The 17042-nt window shown below is 73.5% G+C and carries 18 protein-coding genes; 13 read left to right on the top strand and 5 right to left on the bottom strand.

Annotation, left to right across the window (positions count from 1 at the left end; genetic code table 11):
- Positions 1–22: 22 nt before the first annotated feature.
- The 4 genes from IRQ30_RS14675 to IRQ30_RS14660 all read left to right on the top strand — a co-directional run bounded on the left by IRQ30_RS14675 (position 23) and on the right by IRQ30_RS14660 (position 4642).
- Positions 23–1648 carry a YfjP family GTPase gene (locus tag IRQ30_RS14675; protein WP_476703678.1) on the top strand — a complete coding sequence of 542 codons (1626 nt, stop codon included), beginning with the start codon at positions 23–25 and terminating at the stop codon, positions 1646–1648.
- A gap of 151 nt (positions 1649–1799) precedes the next feature.
- Positions 1800–2270, top strand: a complete 471-nt coding sequence (gene ssb / locus IRQ30_RS14670; protein WP_193613738.1) for a single-stranded DNA-binding protein — start codon at positions 1800–1802, stop codon at positions 2268–2270.
- 61 nt (positions 2271–2331) lie between these two features.
- Positions 2332–4014: an energy-dependent translational throttle protein EttA gene (gene ettA, locus IRQ30_RS14665; RefSeq protein ID WP_193613736.1), complete on the top strand. Its 1683-nt coding sequence runs from the start codon at positions 2332–2334 to the stop codon at positions 4012–4014.
- On the top strand, positions 4007–4642 hold the full coding sequence (locus IRQ30_RS14660) for a DUF2238 domain-containing protein (protein WP_193608301.1): 636 nt from the start codon (positions 4007–4009) through the stop codon (positions 4640–4642). Before ettA ends, IRQ30_RS14660 begins: the two co-directional genes overlap by 8 nt.
- A gap of 9 nt (positions 4643–4651) precedes the next feature.
- Here IRQ30_RS14660 and IRQ30_RS14655 read toward each other — a convergent pair whose 3' ends face one another.
- The 3 genes from IRQ30_RS14655 to IRQ30_RS14645 all read right to left on the bottom strand — a co-directional run bounded on the left by IRQ30_RS14655 (position 4652) and on the right by IRQ30_RS14645 (position 7397).
- Positions 4652–5830 (bottom strand): AI-2E family transporter, encoded by a 1179-nt coding sequence (locus IRQ30_RS14655; RefSeq protein ID WP_193613734.1) that lies wholly within the window; start codon positions 5828–5830, stop codon positions 4652–4654.
- A 98-nt stretch (positions 5831–5928) separates the two neighbouring features.
- Entirely contained in the window at positions 5929–6846 is a 918-nt protein-coding gene (locus IRQ30_RS14650) for a hypothetical protein (protein WP_193613731.1), read from the bottom strand.
- Complete coding sequence (locus IRQ30_RS14645; RefSeq protein WP_193613729.1) at positions 6843–7397, bottom strand: sigma-70 family RNA polymerase sigma factor; 555 nt, start codon at positions 7395–7397, stop codon at positions 6843–6845. The genes IRQ30_RS14650 and IRQ30_RS14645 overlap by 4 nt, the downstream gene beginning before the upstream one ends.
- 175 nt (positions 7398–7572) lie before the next feature.
- Between IRQ30_RS14645 and IRQ30_RS14640 the strand changes: the two genes are divergently transcribed.
- A complete protein-coding gene (locus tag IRQ30_RS14640) occupies positions 7573–8337 on the top strand; it encodes a M15 family metallopeptidase (protein WP_193613727.1) in 765 nt (254 codons plus the stop codon).
- An 11-nt stretch (positions 8338–8348) separates the two neighbouring features.
- Here the strand turns inward: IRQ30_RS14640 and IRQ30_RS14635 are convergent, their stop codons facing one another.
- Positions 8349–9203, bottom strand: coding sequence for a hypothetical protein (locus IRQ30_RS14635; protein WP_193613725.1), 855 nt, complete (start codon positions 9201–9203; stop codon positions 8349–8351).
- 88 nt (positions 9204–9291) lie between these two features.
- Here IRQ30_RS14635 and IRQ30_RS14630 point away from each other — a divergent pair, with 88 nt between their 5' ends.
- Positions 9292–10095, top strand: a complete 804-nt coding sequence (locus IRQ30_RS14630; protein ID WP_338089714.1) for a siderophore-interacting protein — start codon at positions 9292–9294, stop codon at positions 10093–10095.
- A gap of 9 nt (positions 10096–10104) precedes the next feature.
- On the opposite strand, the gene IRQ30_RS14625 is transcribed toward IRQ30_RS14630, so the two are convergent.
- Positions 10105–10701 carry a helix-turn-helix domain-containing protein gene (locus IRQ30_RS14625; protein ID WP_193608296.1) on the bottom strand — a complete coding sequence of 199 codons (597 nt, stop codon included), beginning with the start codon at positions 10699–10701 and terminating at the stop codon, positions 10105–10107.
- Positions 10702–10767: 66 nt separating this feature from the next.
- Between IRQ30_RS14625 and IRQ30_RS14620 the strand changes: the two genes are divergently transcribed.
- The 7 genes from IRQ30_RS14620 to IRQ30_RS14590 all read left to right on the top strand — a co-directional run bounded on the left by IRQ30_RS14620 (position 10768) and on the right by IRQ30_RS14590 (position 16910).
- Positions 10768–11427, top strand: coding sequence for a class I SAM-dependent methyltransferase (locus tag IRQ30_RS14620; RefSeq protein WP_193613723.1), 660 nt, complete (start codon positions 10768–10770; stop codon positions 11425–11427).
- 208 nt (positions 11428–11635) lie between these two features.
- On the top strand, positions 11636–12748 hold the full coding sequence (locus IRQ30_RS14615; protein WP_193613722.1) for a FecCD family ABC transporter permease: 1113 nt from the start codon (positions 11636–11638) through the stop codon (positions 12746–12748).
- A gap of 17 nt (positions 12749–12765) precedes the next feature.
- Positions 12766–13770: an ABC transporter substrate-binding protein gene (locus IRQ30_RS14610; RefSeq protein ID WP_193613721.1), complete on the top strand. Its 1005-nt coding sequence runs from the start codon at positions 12766–12768 to the stop codon at positions 13768–13770.
- Positions 13767–14579, top strand: coding sequence for an ATP-binding cassette domain-containing protein (locus IRQ30_RS14605; protein ID WP_193613719.1), 813 nt, complete (start codon positions 13767–13769; stop codon positions 14577–14579). Before IRQ30_RS14610 ends, IRQ30_RS14605 begins: the two co-directional genes overlap by 4 nt.
- Positions 14576–15259, top strand: coding sequence for a methyltransferase domain-containing protein (locus tag IRQ30_RS14600; RefSeq protein ID WP_193613717.1), 684 nt, complete (start codon positions 14576–14578; stop codon positions 15257–15259). Before IRQ30_RS14605 ends, IRQ30_RS14600 begins: the two co-directional genes overlap by 4 nt.
- A 158-nt stretch (positions 15260–15417) precedes the next feature.
- Entirely contained in the window at positions 15418–16104 is a 687-nt protein-coding gene (locus IRQ30_RS14595; protein ID WP_193613715.1) for a hypothetical protein, read from the top strand.
- Positions 16101–16910, top strand: a complete 810-nt coding sequence (locus IRQ30_RS14590; RefSeq protein WP_193613713.1) for a HoxN/HupN/NixA family nickel/cobalt transporter — start codon at positions 16101–16103, stop codon at positions 16908–16910. The genes IRQ30_RS14595 and IRQ30_RS14590 overlap by 4 nt, the downstream gene beginning before the upstream one ends.
- Positions 16911–17042: the final 132 nt, after the last annotated feature.

The following is a 17042-nucleotide window of genomic DNA, read 5'->3' as shown; positions in this document are numbered from 1 at the left end:
CCTGCTCGAAGGAGCCAAGAAGCTGGTCACGCGAGGCACCGACATCGGTGCTCGCATCACCGCGCTCGAGGCCGCCGCCCAGGCCTCTCGAGGACGTCTCGACGACGCCCTCGTCGACGAGGCCGCCTCCGCGGCCGGCCGCGCCGCCGGGCGCCTGCGGCTGTCGGCGCGGCACACGGTCGTCGGCATCGCCGGCGCGACCGGGTCGGGCAAGTCGTCGACCTTCAACGCGCTGACCGGCCTGGAGCTCTCCGCCGTCGGCGTCCGCCGCCCCACGACGTCGTGGGCCAGCGCCTGCGTCTGGGGCACCGAGGGCGCCGACGAGCTCCTGGAGTGGCTCGGCATCCCGGCTCGGCACCAGACCACCCGCGACTCGATGCTCGACACCCGCCGCGAGGACACCGCGATGGACGGCGTCGTGCTGCTCGACCTGCCCGACCACGACTCGACCGAGCTCAGCCACCACCTCGAGGTCGACCGGCTGGTCCAGCTCGTCGACATGCTGGTGTGGGTCCTCGACCCGCAGAAGTACGCCGACGCGGCGATCCACGACCGCTACCTCAAGCCGCTGCAGACCCACGCCGCCGTGATGGTGGTCGTGCTCAACCAGATCGACACCGTGCCGGAGGACCGCCGCGACTCGATGGTCTCCGACGTGCGCCGCCTGCTCGACCAGGACGGCCTGCAGCAGGTCCCGATCATCCCGGTCAGCGCCCGCCACGGCATCGGCATGCCCGAGCTGCGCGCCGAGATCTCGCGCCGGGTCGCCGACAAGCAGGCCACCCGCCAGCGCCTCGAGGCCGACCTGCGCGGCATCGCCGCGCGCATGCAGGAGGCCTCCGGCTCGGGCAAGACCCGGGAGCTGTCCGCCAAGCGGGTCGCCGACCTCGAGGACAGCCTGGCCGACGCGGCCGGTGTCCCCACCGTGGTCGACGCCGTCGAGCGGTCCACGCGGATGCGCGCGGGGCGGGCGACCGGCTGGCCGGTCGTCGCGTGGTTCTCCCGCCTCAAGCCCGACCCGCTCAAGCGCCTCCACCTCGACCTGGGCGACGCAGCCGGGCAGCTCTCCGGCCGCTCGCGCACGTCGCTGCCGGCGACCACGCCGGTCCAGCGCGCCCGGGTCGACACCGAGGTCCGCGCGCTGGCCGACGACGCCTCGGCCGGTCTCGGCCGCCCGTGGGCGGAGGCGGTGCGCCGGGCCTCGACCTCGCGCCTGCCCGCCCTCAACGACCGGCTCGACCGGGCCGTCGGCGGCACCGACCTGGACGTCGCCAAGATGCCCTGGTGGGCCGGCGCCGTCCGCGCCCTCCAGTGGGTGCTGATCGCCGCCGCCGTGCTCGGCGGCGTGTGGCTGGCCCTGCTCGCGGTCCTGGGCTACCTGCAGGTGTCCGAGCCGAGCACCCCGGACATCGGCCCGCTGGCGCTGCCGACGCTGCTGCTGCTCGGGGGGATCCTGTTGGGGCTGCTGCTGCACCTCGTCTCTCGCTGGCTGGTCGCGGTCACCGCCCGACGCAAGGCGCACGCCGCCGACCAGCGGCTGCGCGCGGCGGTGCACGAGGTGGCCGACGAGCTGGTCGTGCAGCCGGTCGCGGCCGAGCTGGCGGCGTACACGCAGGCGCGCACGCACCTCGCGACCGCCCTGAAGTAGCTTCCGCCCCGGTCCCCGCGCCGCCCGTCGTGCACAGGCGGGTGCTCCGGCGTCCCACGTGCACAGGGGTGCGGGTGGTCGGCCCTCGTCGTCGGTGGCGGGGTCGAGCGTCGGTCGTGTCCACGAGGACCCGACCGAGGGAGAGACTGAGATGATCAACGAGACCGTGGTGACCCTGCAGGGCTGGCTCGGCGCCGACCCGCAGCTGCGCCAGGCGGGTGACGCCGTCGTCGCCAGCTTCCGCGTGGCCAGCACCCCGCGACGATTCCGGCGCAGCACGCAGGAGTGGGTCGACGGCAGCACCCAGTGGTACACCGTCAACGCCTGGCGGGCGCTGGGGGAGCACTGCGGCACGTCGCTGCACCGGGGAGACCCGGTCATCGTGCACGGCCGGCTCAACGCCCGCACCTACGTCAACAAGAGTGGGCAGGAGGTGACCTCCTTCGAGGTCGAGGCCGACGCGGTGGGCCACGACCTCACCCGCGGCGTGAGCCGCTTCGCCCGGGCTCCGCGCGCCGGCGAGGGAGCCGCCCAGGAGCCTGCCCAGGAGTCCGCCCAGGAGAATGTCGAGTCGGCTGCGGGCGGGCCACCCGCCGACGGCTCCGCGGGGGCCGCCGCCTGAGCGCCCCACGCCTGCGCACCCGTTTGGGCGTCTGCGGCCGCTGAGCCGTAGGCTCGGAGGCATGGCGGAGTATGTGTTCACCCTGCGCAACGTGCGTAAGGCCCACGGCGACAAGGTCGTCCTCGACAACGTGACGCTGTCGTTCCTGCACGGCGCGAAGATCGGCATCGTCGGTCCCAACGGCACCGGCAAGTCGACCTTGCTGAAGATCATGGCGGGCCTCGAGCACGCCAACAACGGCGACGCGATCCTCGACCCCAACGCCACGGTCGGGATGCTCCAGCAGGAGCCGCCCCTCTCCGAGGGCAAGACGGTCCTCGAGAACGTCGAGGAGGCCGTCAGCGAGATCAAGGGCAAGATGGCCCGGCTCGACGAGCTCTACATGATGATGGGCGACCCCGACGCCGACCAGGACAAGGTCGCGACCGAGGCCGGCGACCTGCAGACCGAGCTCGACGCAGCCAACGTGTGGGACCTCGACAGCCGTCTCGACCAGGCCATGGACGCGCTGCGCTGCCCGCCGCCCGACATGCTCGTCGACAACCTCTCCGGTGGTGAGCGCCGGCGCGTGGCGCTGTGCAAGCTGCTGCTGCAGCAGCCCTCGCTCCTGCTGCTCGACGAGCCCACCAACCACCTGGACGCCGAGTCCGTGCAGTGGCTCGAGGGCCACCTCAAGAGCTACCCCGGCGCCGTGCTGGCCATCACCCACGACCGGTACTTCCTCGACAACGTGGCCGAGTGGATCCTCGAGCTCGACCGGGGCGCGACCCACCCCTACGAGGGCAACTACTCGACCTACCTCGAGACCAAGAAGGAACGCCTCAAGATCGAGGGGCAGAAGGACGCCAAGCGCGCCAAGATGCTCGACCGCGAGCTCGAGTGGGTGCGCTCCAACGCCAAGGCCCGCCAGACGAAGAGCAAGTCGCGTCTGGCGCGCTACGAGGAGATGGCGGCCGAGGCCGACCGGATGCGCAAGATCGACACCTCGGAGATCAACATCCCCGCCGGCCCGCGTCTGGGCGACATCGTGCTCGAGGCCAAGAAGCTCACCAAGGGCTTCGACGGTCGCACCCTGATCGACGAGCTCTCGTTCTCGCTGCCGCGCGCCGGCATCGTCGGCGTGATCGGTCCCAACGGCGTCGGCAAGACCACGCTCTTCCGGATGATCACCGACCAGGAGGAGCCCGACGGCGGCGACCTGGTCGTCGGCCAGACGGTCAAGCTCTCCTACGTCGACCAGAGCCGCGGCGGCATCGATCCCCACAAGAACGTCTGGGAGGTCGTCTCCGACGGCCTGGACTTCATCAAGGTCGCCAACTTCGAGATGAACTCGCGCGCCTACGTCGCGTCGTTCGGCTTCAAGGGCCCCGACCAGCAGAAGAAGGCCGGCGTGCTCTCCGGTGGTGAGCGCAACCGCCTCAACCTCGCGCTGACGCTCAAGATGGGCGGCAACCTGCTGCTGCTCGACGAGCCCACCAACGACCTGGACGTCGAGACCCTGTCGTCCCTCGAGGACGCGCTGCTCGACTTCCCCGGCTGCGCCGTGGTCACCTCGCACGACAGGTGGTTCCTCGACCGCGTGGCGACCCACATCCTGGCGTGGGAGGGCGACGACGAGAACCCCGCGAAGTGGTTCTGGTTCGAGGGCAACTTCGACGCCTACGAGGAGAACAAGATCGAGCGCCTCGGCGTCGACGCCGCCCGGCCGCACCGGGTGACGCACCGCAGGCTCACGCGTGACTGACGCTCCGCTAGCGGTGCGCTACCCCACCCCGAGCCTGGCCCGGGGGCTCGACATCTTCGCCAAGGGCACGATGCTGCTGCTCCTGGTCATGGCCACGATCAACCCCGAGTGGGGCAACCTCGAGGGCAAGGCCGCCAACGCCCGCACGGTCGGCTACTCGCTGCTGGCGTTCAGCGTGCCCGCGATCTGGTACTTCTTCTGGCGCGAGCGGGCGTCGTTCCCGTGGGTCGCCGACCTGCTCGTGACCATCACCTGCTTCAGCGACACCCTGGGCAACCGCCTCGACCTGTACGACGTCCTGTGGTGGTTCGACGACTGGATGCACTTCGTCAACACCGGCCTGCTCGCGGCGGCGTTCATCCTGCTGACGCTCCACCGCAGCGCCACGCTCGGCCGCACGATCGAGCGCGCCCTCGCGTTCGGCGTCACCGCCGCGCTGGCGTGGGAGATCGCGGAGTACTTCGCGTTCGTCAGCAAGTCCTCCGAGCGCGCCGGCGCCTACGACGACACCCTCGGCGACCTGGCGCTCGGCACCTTCGGCGTGGTGATGGCCGCGCTGCTCGTGCACATGATGTGGCAGCAGGGCCGCCTGCGCGACACGGCGCCCCAGCTCGCCCACACGCACTGACGCGGGGCGTCAGTCCGAGGCCGGCTCCCCTGATGGCTCGGAGTGCTCGGCCGGCTCCTCGCGGTCGTCGTCCTCCTCGTCGGTGAGGTCGACAGGGACCGGCGCGCTGCGCAGCGTCACCTGCTCGTCGAGGTAGCGCAGCACGACGGCGGCCACCGCGGCGACCGGGACCGCGAGGAACGCCCCGACGATGCCGAAGAGCGTGCCGCCCAGGGTCACCGACAGCAGGACGACGGCCGCGTGCAGCTGCATGCTCTTGGCCTGCAGCCAGGGGGAGAGGACGTTCCCCTCGAGCTGCTGCACGCCGATGATGACCACGAGGATGATCAGCGCGTCCGTCGTGCCCCCGCTGACGAGGGCGACCAGCACCGCCACGGCGCCGGCGATGAACGCACCGACGATCGGGATGAACCCGGCGAAGAACGTCAGCACGGCCAGCGGCACGGCCAGCGGGACCCCCACCAGCAGCAGCGCGGCGCCGATGATGACGGCGTCGACGAGGCTGACGATCGCCTGCGTGCGGATGTAGCCGCCCAGCGTCGTCCACGAGCGGGAGAGCACCTCGTCGAGGTGCGCCCCGACGCTGGGACCGGACATTCGCCGCAGCCACGGCAGGAAGCGGCGGCCGTCCTTGAGGAAGAGGAAGGTCAGGATGAGACAGATGACGGCAGTGGTCACGACCGAGGTGGCCGCCCCCACTCCGGTGAGGATGCCGGAGGCGATCTGCCCGCCGCTGTCGGAGAGCCGGTCCTGGACGGCCTCGATGCCGGCGTCGATCTGGTCGGCGGAGACGAACTGCTTGGTCTGGACCCAGTCCTGGAGCTTCTGGAGCCCGGCGCCGGCGTCCTCGACGATGTCCTGGGCCTGCCCGGACACCGAGGGTGCCAGGAGGAAGCCCACGCCGATGAGCGCGGCGATGGAGCCGATCAGCGTGGTGGCGGCGGCCAGCGCCGTGGGGAGGCGCAGGCGACGCTCGATCCAGCGGGCGGGTGGCTGGAGGACCGTCGTCAGGACCAGCGCGAGCGCGATCGGGAGCAGGACGACCCAGATCTGCTGGACGACCAGGCCGAGCAGCACCGCGCCCAGCGCGATCAGCACCCAACGGGCGCTCCACTGCGCGGTCCAGGTGATCCCGCGACCGATGACGGTCTCGCGGCGTGGGGCGGCTGATAGGGGAAGGTCCGACATCCCGCCATGCTGCCAGTCGGACGCGCCCACGCCTCATCGCCGGCCGTGCGCGACCCGGCACCGGACCGCGGGCGGGCTGACGAGACAGGGCGCGACGCCTACGCCGGACCTGGGCTGAGGTCCTGGTAGCCGGACGGCACGAGGTCGTAGAGCCTCACCTCGGTGGCGGGGGACCAGGTGATGCGCCCGTCGAGCAGGGTCACGCCGGCGACCGCGGCCAGCTCCACGCGCACCCGGACCGCGAGCCGGCTGTCGGGGTCCACGACGTAGGAGTGGGTGGCGTCCGGGTCGCCGCCTGCGAGCGAGACGGGGTCGCGGGTCGGCTTCGGCGTCGCGGCGGGCACGAGGTCGAGGACCAGACGGCCGTCCGGGCGCGGGCTGCCCTGCCCGGCGGACGAGGACCGCCAGCCCGCGGGATCGAGGAGCGGACCCAGCAGGTCGGTCGTCACCACGGCCCGCAGCCGGGCGGGAAGCAGCGAGAAGGGCGTCGGGCTCTCGCGCACGTCGTCGGTGGCCAGCCACACGCGACGGGCGTGATCGACGAACGTGGCGCGGCGGGCCTCACCGGGCGCCCCCTGCTCGGCGTAGGTGTAGCGCTCGGTGGTGAGGACGACGGAGTCCCGGCTGACCCGGATCCTCGTCCGCTCGTCGTAGCCCGTGGTGAGCGTGACGTCGCCGGCCAGCGGCTCGGGGCCGTCGACCACCGTCCGGTGCAGTGCGTCCAGGACCTCGTCGCCGGGCAGCCGGTCCAGGGGTGTCGTGGCTGCGGGCGGCGGCTCGGGTGCGTCACGGTCGGTCAGCTGCGTCACGCCCAGGACCCCTCCGACGACGGCGGCCACGGCGGCGGCGGCCACGAGCGCGGTCCAGCGGCGCGAGCGGCCGGCACGCTCGTGGTCCTGCTCACGCGCCCGGTCGACAGCGACGCGGTCGAGGGTGTCGCGGCGCAGGGCCTGCCAGTCCGGCTCGCGGTCGACCGGCGCGAGGCGCTCGCGCGCCTGCTCGAGGGGGTCGGTCATGACGAGGTCCGTTCGGGTCGGGGGGTGGTGTCGGTCGGGCCGTCCGACTCGGTGGCCGCCAGCGCGGAGCGCAGCCGCTGACGGGCCCGGTGGACGCGCACGGCGGCCGCTCGTGGGGAGCAACCGAGTGCGGCGGCGAGCTGCTCGGGGGTCAGGGGTGCCGCGGCCAGCATCGACACGACCTCCTGGTCGCGCGCCGAGAGGGTGGCGACGGCGGCCCGCAGGGCGTCCAGTCGCACCAGCCACGGCGCGTGGTCCGGGTCGCTGCGCGGTGCCGTCAGCTCGGCGCGGGCGACGAGGGCGCGTCGCCGCCGCAGGCTGCGCACCTGGTTGGCCACGACGTTGCGAGCGACGCCGAGCAGCCAGGCGGCAGGGTCCAGCCCGGCCGGCGGCGTACGGCGTGCGGCCACGACGAACACCTCGGAGACCGCGTCCTCGGCGTCCTCCTGGTCCAGCCGGGCGCGTGCGTAGCGGTAGACCATGCGGGCGTGGCGCTCGAACAGCTCACCGATGTCGGAGTCGTCCCCCGGGTGGTGCGGCGGCGCGTCCACGAGCGTGAGCTGTCCTTCCCTCTGTCCCGACCACACGTGAGTAGCAGTGTCCGGCTCCGGCGATCGGTTACACCTTCTCGCGTGTGACCTGCCTCATGTGGACCCACGGTGATCCGGACCCGGCTCCGGACACTCCGCTCCTGGACGCCCGACGGGCGGTGAAGGAGTCACAGTGATGTCAGCACGACACCAGCGGTGGGTCCTCGGGGCGGTGGTCGGCGTCGGCCTGGCCGCGCTCGGTGGGTGCGCCTCGACCGAGGCCTCGGCCACCGACCGGGCCCCGCTCCCGTCGTCACCCACGTCGGTGGCCCAGGCGGCGCCCCCGGCTGAGCGCGAGGCGCCACCGGCGTTCGACCTGACCGCGCACTCCACCATCGATCCGCGCAGCATCTGGGTCGTGGTCAACAAGAGGCTGCCGATCACGCCCGCCGACTACCGGCCCGACCCGATGGCGATCGTCGAGGGCTACCAGGTGAGCCCCGCGGCCGCGCCGGCCCTGGAGCGGATGCTCGCGGCAGCGCGCTCGGACGGGACGTCGATGCGGATCACCAGCGCGTTCCGCTCGCACAGCTACCAGGAGGGCGTCCACGAGGCGACGGTCGCGCGGCTGGGTCGACGGGCAGCCGAGCGGATCTCGGCGCGGCCCGGCCACAGCGAGCACCAGACCGGCCTGGCCGTCGACCTCGGCAGCCTGTCGGAGCCGGGATGCAACTTCGACGCCTGCTTCGCAGCCACCCGCGAGGGGCGCTGGCTGGCGCGGCACGCGGTCCGGCACGGCTTCGTGGTCCGCTACACCGAGGCCACGACCGAGGTCACCGGCTACCAGCCCGAGCCGTGGCACCTGCGCTACGTCGGTCGCCCCCTGGCGGCCGAGCTGGCGCGCACCGGCGCCACGCTCGAGGAGACCCTCGGCCTGCCCGGCGGCGACTATCCGCGCTGACGCCGCTCGGGTCAGTCGCCGAGGAGCAGCGTGTACAGCCGCGGGGCGCCGGTCTCGGGCGGCTCGTCGAGCTTGATGTCCACGACCTGCTTGTCCGGGATCAGCTGCAGCTGGCCGTCGTCCGCGCCGTCGCGCGCGTCGCGGTCGTACTTCACGACGTACCACTCGCCGTCCTCGCCGACGCCGAGCAGCCCGCCGACCTCGGTGCGACCGTCGGAGGTGACGATCTGGACGTCCGGCGGGGGCTTGGCGTTGAGGTACGTCGTCGCCACCCCGATCACCAGCAGGCCCACGGCGGCCGTGCCCAGCAGGGCCCGGGGCGTCATGAGGGTGCGGGTGCGCACCGCGACCAGCAGGTAGCTCATCAGGGCGACCACCACGACGGTGCTCTCCCACCAGGTGGAGGTGAGGAGGACGAACGCGCAGACGGCCGCGATGCCGAGGCGGGTGAGCACGACCCGGCGCGTCCCCCACACCAGACCTGCCGGCGAGCGGCCCTGCTTCGGGCTGAGGGCGTCGCAGATGAAGCGGCGCACGTCGTCCTTGACGACCATGGCCACCAGCAGCACGAGCGTCACCACGGACGGCACGTGGCTGACCATGGCCGTGAAGCCCTTCATCAGGATGTCGTCGTGCTTGAAGCCGGCGAGGATGCCGGTGTTGTGCAGGCCGAGGGCGCGCAGCTGCCCAGCGAGCACCATCATTCCGAGGCCGTAGCAGACCGCCACCGCACCGGCGGACACCTCGGTGACCTGGCCGACGAGCTTGGTGATCGAGGCCCGGTCCAGCCGGAGCGCGGCCAGCCCGGAGGCCGGCGGAGCGGCAGGGACCGGCTCCGGCGCACTGGCGACCTGGGTGGTGGACACAGTCGAAGGTAGCGGCCCCGGGGGCCCCCCGTGCCGGGAACCGGCATACCCGTCGGGCACGGCTCGCGCGCCACTAGGGTGAGTCGCCGTGCCCCGCGTCCACCCGCCCCGGTCGCGGCGGATGATCACGCTCCGGGTCCTGCGCCGCGAGATGCTCAGCCCCCACTTCGTGCGGCTGACCCTCACCGGGCCCGGCCTGGAGCACCTGGAGCGCTCCGGGCCCGACCAGGCGGTGCGGCTGTTCTTCCCCCGCGCCGGGCAGTCCCGGCTGGAGATGCCGACCACCTCGACGACCGCGTGGATGCCGCAGCTGCTGCTCGTGCCCAAGGCGCGACGGCCGTGGGTCCGGATGTACACCGTGCGCGCCGTCCGCCCGGAGCTGCACGAGCTCGACGTCGAGCTCGCCCTGCACGACGTGCACGCGCCGGCGGCGGCCTGGGCGCTCGCCGCGCGGCCCGGTGACGAGGTGGGCATCTTCGACGAGGGCTTCACCTACTTCCCGCGCCCGCACGCCGAGTGGCAGCTGCTCGTCGGCGACGAGAGCGCGCTGCCGGCGATCCTGGCGATCCTGGAGCAGGCGCCCGCGTCGTTGGTGGCTCGGGTGCTCCTGGAGGTGCCGGAGGCCGCCGACGTCCGGCCCGACGTCGTACGCCCCGCCGGCGTCGAGATCGAGTGGGTGACGCGCGAGGGCCGCGACGGGCCCCCGGGTGCGGCCGTGCTGGAGACCGTCAGACGGGCCGAGCTGCCGCCCGGGCCGTCGTACACCTGGGTGGCGGGGGAGGCGCGGCTCCCCACCGGGCTGCGTCGGCACCTGGTCGAGCAGCGCGGCGTTCCCAAGTCCGACATCACGTTCGTCGGCTACTGGCGCGAGGGCAGGTCCGCGCCGGGCTGAGCCGGTGGGCTACGGCGAACCGGCGCTGCGTGGGGCCGCCCGCAGGTGGGCGCGCTCGCCCTGCTTGCCGATGAGGCTGAGGAACTCCACCGGGCCGGCGCTGGTCGCGCCGAACCAGTGGGGGGTGCGGGTGTCGAACTCCGCCGCCTCGCCGGGCGCCAGCAGCAGGTCGTGCTCGCCGAGCACCAGCCGCAGCGTGCCGTCGAGGACGTAGGCCCAGTCGTAGCCCTCGTGGGTGCGCAGCTGCGGCTCGGCGTCGTCCTCGCCCGCGGGCAGCACGAACTTGTAGGCCTGGATGCCGCCGGCCCGGCGGGTCAGCGGCAGGACCGTCGCGCCGTCGGCGCTGCTGATCGCACGCAGGTTGACGCGCGGGTCGCCGGTGGGCGGGGCGTCGACGAGCTCGTCGAGCGTGACCCCGTGCGCGCGAGCGAGGGGCAGGAGCTGCTCGAGCGTGGGCCGGCGCAGTCCCGCCTCGAGTCGGGAGAGGGTGCTCGTCGAGATGCCGGTCTCGGCAGCGAGGTCGGCGAGGGTGACGTCACGTCGTACGCGCAGCTGCTTGAGGCGCGGCCCCACGGCGTCCAGCGTGCGATCGATGGTCTCGTCCATGGTCACCAGTTTGCCATTCGGCAACAAACCTTGCCGATCGGCACGCGGGTGGGCACGATCGAGCGCATGGACGACGCCGCAGAGACCCCCGCTACGCACGACTTCGACAAGGACTACTGGGAGCGCCGCTGGGGCGGCGGGGAGGACGGGACTCCCGCGGTCATGGGAGCCCACCCGGCGAGCCCGTACCTCGCGGCCGAGACGTCCGGGCTGCCTGCCGGGACGGCTCTGGACGCCGGCTGCGGCGGCGGCGCCGAGGCGGTCTGGCTGGCCGCCCGCGGCTGGGACGTCACCGGGGCCGACATCTCGGCGGAGGCGCTGGCCCGCGCCGCCGGGCTGGCCGCGTCGGAGGGCGTCGGCGAGCGGGTTCGCTGGGTCGAGGCGGACCTCGCGACCTGGGAGCCCGACGGGCGGTTCGACCTGGTGATGACGCACTACGCCCACGCGGCGATCCCCCAGCTGGAGCTGTACGACCGGATCGCCGAGTGGGTCGCCCCCGGCGGCACGCTGCTGGTCGTCGGCCACCTGCACACCCACCACACCGGCCACGACGACCACCACCCACCGGCGGAGGCCTCCGCCACGCCGTCGTCCATCACCGCCCGCCTCGACCCCGACCGGTGGGACGTCGTCACCGCCGAGGAGCGCGAGCGCGCCACCGGCGCCCACGAGGGACACGCCGCCACGCTGCACGACGTCGTCGTACGCGCGACGCGGCGCGGCTGAGCTCGCTGGCGCGAGGCGGCGGTTTCCCCAAGGGATGCAGCCGAAGCGTCACCTCCCGGGCGCTGCAGCCCGAGGGAAGTGAAGTTTCCCCTGCATACCTTGGGGAAACGGCACCCCGTGCCAGCGGCTGCCGGACACCGGCGGTTCACGCTGCGGAGGCACCCCCGTCCCCGCGCGCTCGATCGGTCTCGCTACGTTGTTGCACATCATGCGCAACAACACCGTGGGGGCGACAACGCTGGTCGAGCCGCCGCAGGTGCAGCGGGACGACCTGGGGCTGGGCTCGCGACGCGCGCGAGCCTGGGCATGGACCGGTGGGCTGAGCGTCGCCCTGCTGCTCACCGTGATGGGCGGGGTCGGGCTCGGGGCGGTCTGGGTCGCGCCGTCGGACGTGGTCGGCGTGATCGGGCACCACCTGATCGGCTGGCCGGGGGAGCGGGGCTGGACCGACTCGACGGACTCGATCGTCTGGAAGGTGCGTCTGCCCCGCGTGCTGCTGGCATGCCTCGTCGGCGCCGGCCTCGCGGTGTGCGGCGTGGCCCTGCAGGCGATGGTGCGCAACCTGCTCGCCGACCCCTACCTGCTCGGCGTCAACTCCGGCGCCTCCAGCGGCGCGGCCGCGGCCATCCTCTTCGGGATCGGCGCCGGGTTCGGCGAGCACGCCCTGCAGGTCAGCGCCTTCCTCGGGGCGCTCGCCGCCTCCGTCCTGGTGTTCCTGGTGGCCCGCAGCGCCGGGCGCGTCACCTCGGTGCGCCTCCTGCTGGCCGGCGTCGCCGTCGGCTACGCGCTGTACGCCGCCACCAGCTTCCTGATCTTCGCCTCCGGCTCGGCCGAGGGTGCGCGGTCGGTGATGTTCTGGCTGCTGGGCTCGCTGGGCCTGGCGCAGTGGAACACCCCGCTCGCCGTCGTGGCCGTGGTCGTGCTGAGCACCGCGGCGCTCCTCACGCTGTGGGGACGGCGCCTCGACGCCCTCGCGATCGGCGACGAGACCGCGCACACGCTCGGGATCTCGCCGGAGCGCTTCCGGATGCTGCTGCTCGTCGTGGTCGCGCTGTGCATCGGCGTCGTCGTCTCGGCCTCGGGGAGCATCGGCTTCGTGGGCCTGGTCGTCCCGCACCTCGCGCGCCGCCTGGTCGGCGCCACCCACGTGCGCGTCGTACCCGTGGCCGCGCTCATCGGCGCGGTCCTCCTGGTCTGGGCCGACGTCATCGCCCGCACGCTGCTGCAGCCGCAGGAGATCCCCATCGGGATCATCACCTCCCTCGTCGGCGCCCCCTTCCTGCTCCTGCTCATCCGCCGTCTCCACGCCACCGCCGCCTGACCTCACCTAGGAGCCCCGTGTCCCTCGCCCGACCCCGTCCCGCCGTCGCCGCCGCCCTCGCGCTCGGGCTGGCGGCCGTGCTCGCCGGCTGCGGCGCCGACAGCGACGAGACGGCACCCACCTCGACCAGCACCGGCGACTACCCGGTCACCGTCGACAACTGCGGCGCCGAGGTCACCTTCGACCGTGCCCCCCAGCGGGTCGTGCTGCTCAAGAGCGCGGCGGTGCCCTTCCTGCACGAGCTCGGCGTCATGGACCGGGTCACGGCGCGCGCCGGGTCCTACCCCGAGGAGTACTACGACGACGCGACGCTCGCCGAGCTCGAGGACGTGCCGCTGCTGACCGACGAGCTCGACAGCAGCGGGCACCTCCAGATCTCCAAGGAGGTCGTCATCGCCGAGGAGCCCGACCTCGTCCTCGGCGAGGTCGACAACCTCGCCCGGGACACCCTGAGCGCCGTCGACATCCCGCTGCTGGAGGAGCCCGCGCTCTGCGAGCAGGGGGTCGAGCACCCCGACTTCGACGACGTCACCTCGCAGCTGGAGACCTACGGACGGGTGTTCGGGCGCGAGGCCGAGGCGCAGCAGGCCGTGACGGAGCTGGAGGCGCGCCTGGCGGCCGTGGAGGCCGAGGTCGGGGAGCCGTCCGGGCGCACCGCCGCGGTGCTCTACCCCACGGTCGGGGGCGGTACGACGTACGCCTACGGGACGAAGTCGATGGCCGACGCGCAGCTGCGCGCGGCCGGCTTCGAGAACGCCTTCGCCGACGTGGACGAGCGGGTCTTCGAGGTCACCCTGGAGGAGCTCCTGGGCCGCGACCCGGACGTGCTCGTCCTGCTCCACAGCGAGGGCGACCCGGCCGACGTCGAGAAGGCGATCGGCGACCTCCCGGGCGCCGACGAGCTGACGGCCGTCGCCAACGGCGACCTGATGCCGCAGCTCTTCAACTTCACCGAGCCGCCCACCCCGCTGACCGTCGAGGGGCTCGAGCGGATCGTCGAGCGGTTCGGAGCGGGCTCGTGATCGTCGCCGACGACCTGTCCTGGTCCTACGGCGAGCAGCAGGTGCTGAGCGCCGTCGCCCTGGCGACGCGGCCCGGCCGGGTCCTCGGCCTGATCGGACCCAACGGCAGCGGCAAGACGACGCTGCTGCGCCTCCTGTACGGCGCCCTGTCCAGCCCGAGCGGCGTCGTGCTCGTCGACGGCGACCCGCTGCGGTCGCTGCGCCCGCGGGAGGCCGCGCGGCGGCTGGCCGTGGTGGTGCAGGAGGCGCCGGGGGAGTCGCCGCTGACCGTCGCCGAGATGGTGCTGCTCGGGCGCACCCCGCACCTGTCGACGTTCCAGCGCGCGAGCGCCGAGGACCACGACGTCGCCGCCGACGCACTGCGCCGCGTGGGCGCTCTCCACCTGGCCGACCGCGCGTTCGCCGGCCTCTCCGGCGGCGAGCGGCAGCGGGTCCTCATCGCCCGCGCGCTCACCCAGCGCGCCACGCACCTGCTGCTGGACGAGCCGACCAACCACCTCGACATCCGCTACCAGCACGAGGTCCTCGGCCTGCTCGCCCACCTGGTGCGCGACCTCGGCACCACGTCCGTGGTCGTGCTCCACGACCTCAACCTCGCCGCGCGCTACTGCGACGACCTGGTGCTGCTCGGCCCCGGCGGGGTGGCGGCGTCGGGCACCACCGCCGACGTCCTCGACCCCGACGTGCTCGAGCCGGTCTACGAGATCGGCGTGCGGCGCGTCGAGCACGACGGCCAGCTGCACCTGCTCTTCTCCCCGTCCGACCCGTCCGTCGCGCGACCGCGCGCCATCCAGGAGGCCCTGTCGTGATCCGACCCGTCCAGGACACCATCGACGCGTACTGGTCGCAGCGCGCGCCGTCGTACGACGACTACCAGCAGCGCGCCGAGCGCCGCGAGCTCGACACCGAGATCTGGAGTCGGATCTGGTCCTCGGCGCTGCCGCCTGCGCCGTCCGACGTGCTCGACGTCGGCACGGGCAGCGGGCACGTCGCCTGCCTGCTCGCGCGCCTCGGGCACCGCACGACCGGGATCGACCTCGCGCCCGCGATGCTGGACCGCGCGCGGGAGCACGCCGCCGCCCTCGAGTCCCCGCCGCGGATCCTCAGCGGCGACGCCGTGCGCCCCGACTTCCCGGCCGGCTCCTTCGACGCGATCACCGGGCGCTACGTGATGTGGACCCTGCGCGAGCCGCTCGTCGCGGTGGCCAGCTGGATCCTGCTGCTGCGCCCCGGCGGGGTGGTGGCGATGGCCGACAGCACGTGGTTCCCGCAGGGGCTGGGCGACCTGTACGACGACGCGGCCCGCCGGGCGCTGCCCGTTGCCGAGGCCACGAGCATCGACCGGACCGCCGAGGTGCTGCGCGAGGGCGGTCTCGTCGACGTCGAGGTGACGCCGCTGCACGAGGTCCTCGAGCTCGACCGCCGGCTCGGCGTGGCGCCCGGGCACGAGGTGCAGCTGCAGTACCTCGTCACCGGCCGCCGGCCCTAGCGTCCGGTCGGGCGCCGCCCGGCGCTGTTCACGTCCCGTACCCCTGGGCGCCACGCTGCGACAGCGGTTCATTACCGGGCCCACGATGGACTGCGTCCGCGGTCGCGGCGCGCTCCTCCAGGAGCGCCGCGCGACGGCCGCCGGACGAGGAGCTGGTCATGCCCGCGCGACGATCGCGTGCCGCCGCGACGGTCGCGACGGCCGTCGCCGCCCTCGGTCTGCTGCTGTGGCCGAGCCCGGCGCAGGCCCACCCGTTCGGGCCGCCGCAGACGGTGTCGATCGAGCTCGCCGAGGACGCCGGAGTCGTCCGGGTGCACTGGCAGCCGGGCGCCCCGGACGACTACTCCTACCTCGCCGCCGGGATCGGCCTGACGGACGCCGACGAGTCGCAGGGCGCGGGCGGCCTGATCGCCGTCAAGCGTGACGCGGACGCGCTGACCTCCTCGCCCCTGCTGGGCCGCTACCTCACCCGGCACGTCGTCGTCCGCGAGGCCACGGGGGCGGCCTGCGCCCCGACCGTGCTGCCGGTCGAGCACCTGGTCTCCGACGGCGTGCGGCTGGAGTTCCGCTGCGCGGGCCCGCTCGACGACGTCGACGTCCGGGTCTCGCTGCTCACCGACCTGCACCCGGCGTACCAGACGATGGCGACCGGGCCCCACGGACAGCGCTTCGCCTACTCCGCCACCAAGACCGAGCACCGCTGGTCCACCAGCCCGGAGGAGGCGGACGACGCCCTCGCCCAGAGCGCCGCGCTCCAGCTGTCCGGCGTCCTCGCCGGGCTGGCGGGAGCGGGTGGCGCCGCCGCCCTCGTCGTACGCCGTAGCCGCAGGAGGACCGTCTCGTGACCCTCGCCATCGACCCGCTGGGAGCCGCCGAGCTCGGCGACCGGCTCGTCGCCGCCATCGACTCGCCCCACTTCGCGCCGCTCGCGCTGGTGATCGCGTTCGTCGCCGGGGCCGCGCACGCGGTCGGGCCCGGTCACGGCAAGAGCCTGGCCGCCGCCTACCTCGTCGGCTCCGACGGCAAGGTGCGCGACGCCGCCTGGCTCGGGGGCTCCGTCGCGGTCATGCACACGCTGTCGGTGCTCGTGCTCGCCGTCGCGTGGACCTTCTTCGACCTCTCGGGCCTCATCGAGCTGCGCCAGCTGACCAGCGCCCTGCAGCTGGTCGCCGGGCTGCTGGTCGTCTCGCTGGGCGTGTGGCTGATCCGGCGCCATCTCCGCAGCGCGCGCTCGGGGCTCGGTCACGGTCACGGCCACGGCCACGGGCACGGCCACGGGCACGGACATGGACATGGACACGGTCATGGGCACGAGGTGGGCGTGAGTCGGCCCAGCATCATCCTGCTCGGGATCTCCGGCGGCCTCACGCCGTCCCCGGCCGCCTTCCTGGTGCTGGTGGCGGGACTCTTCAGCGGGCGCTCCGGGCTGGCCCTGGTGCTCGTGCTGGTCTTCGGCCTCGGCCTGGCCGGCGTGCTGTTCGGCGTGGGGCTGCTGGCCCTGGCCGGGAAGTCCTTCGTCATCCGGCTCGCGGAGTCGCGCCGGGTCGTCGACCTCGCGTCGCGCGTCGCGCCCGTCATCGCCGCCGGCAGCATCACCGCCATCGGCCTGGGACTCACGGCCCTTGCGGTCAGCAACCTCGCGGCCGCCTGAGCGCGGAGCGGAGGGGGGGCGGTTTCCCCAAGGGATGCAGCCCGAGCGTCACTTCCCTCGCGCTGCAGACCGTGGGAAGTGCAGCTTCGCCTGCATCCCTTGGGGAAACTGCGCCCTGCGCCAGCCGGCTAG

Source organism: Nocardioides lijunqiniae (assembly GCF_015024225.1).
Classification (GTDB): domain Bacteria; phylum Actinomycetota; class Actinomycetes; order Propionibacteriales; family Nocardioidaceae; genus Nocardioides; species Nocardioides lijunqiniae.
This window is presented reverse-complemented; position numbering and strand designations above follow the sequence as displayed.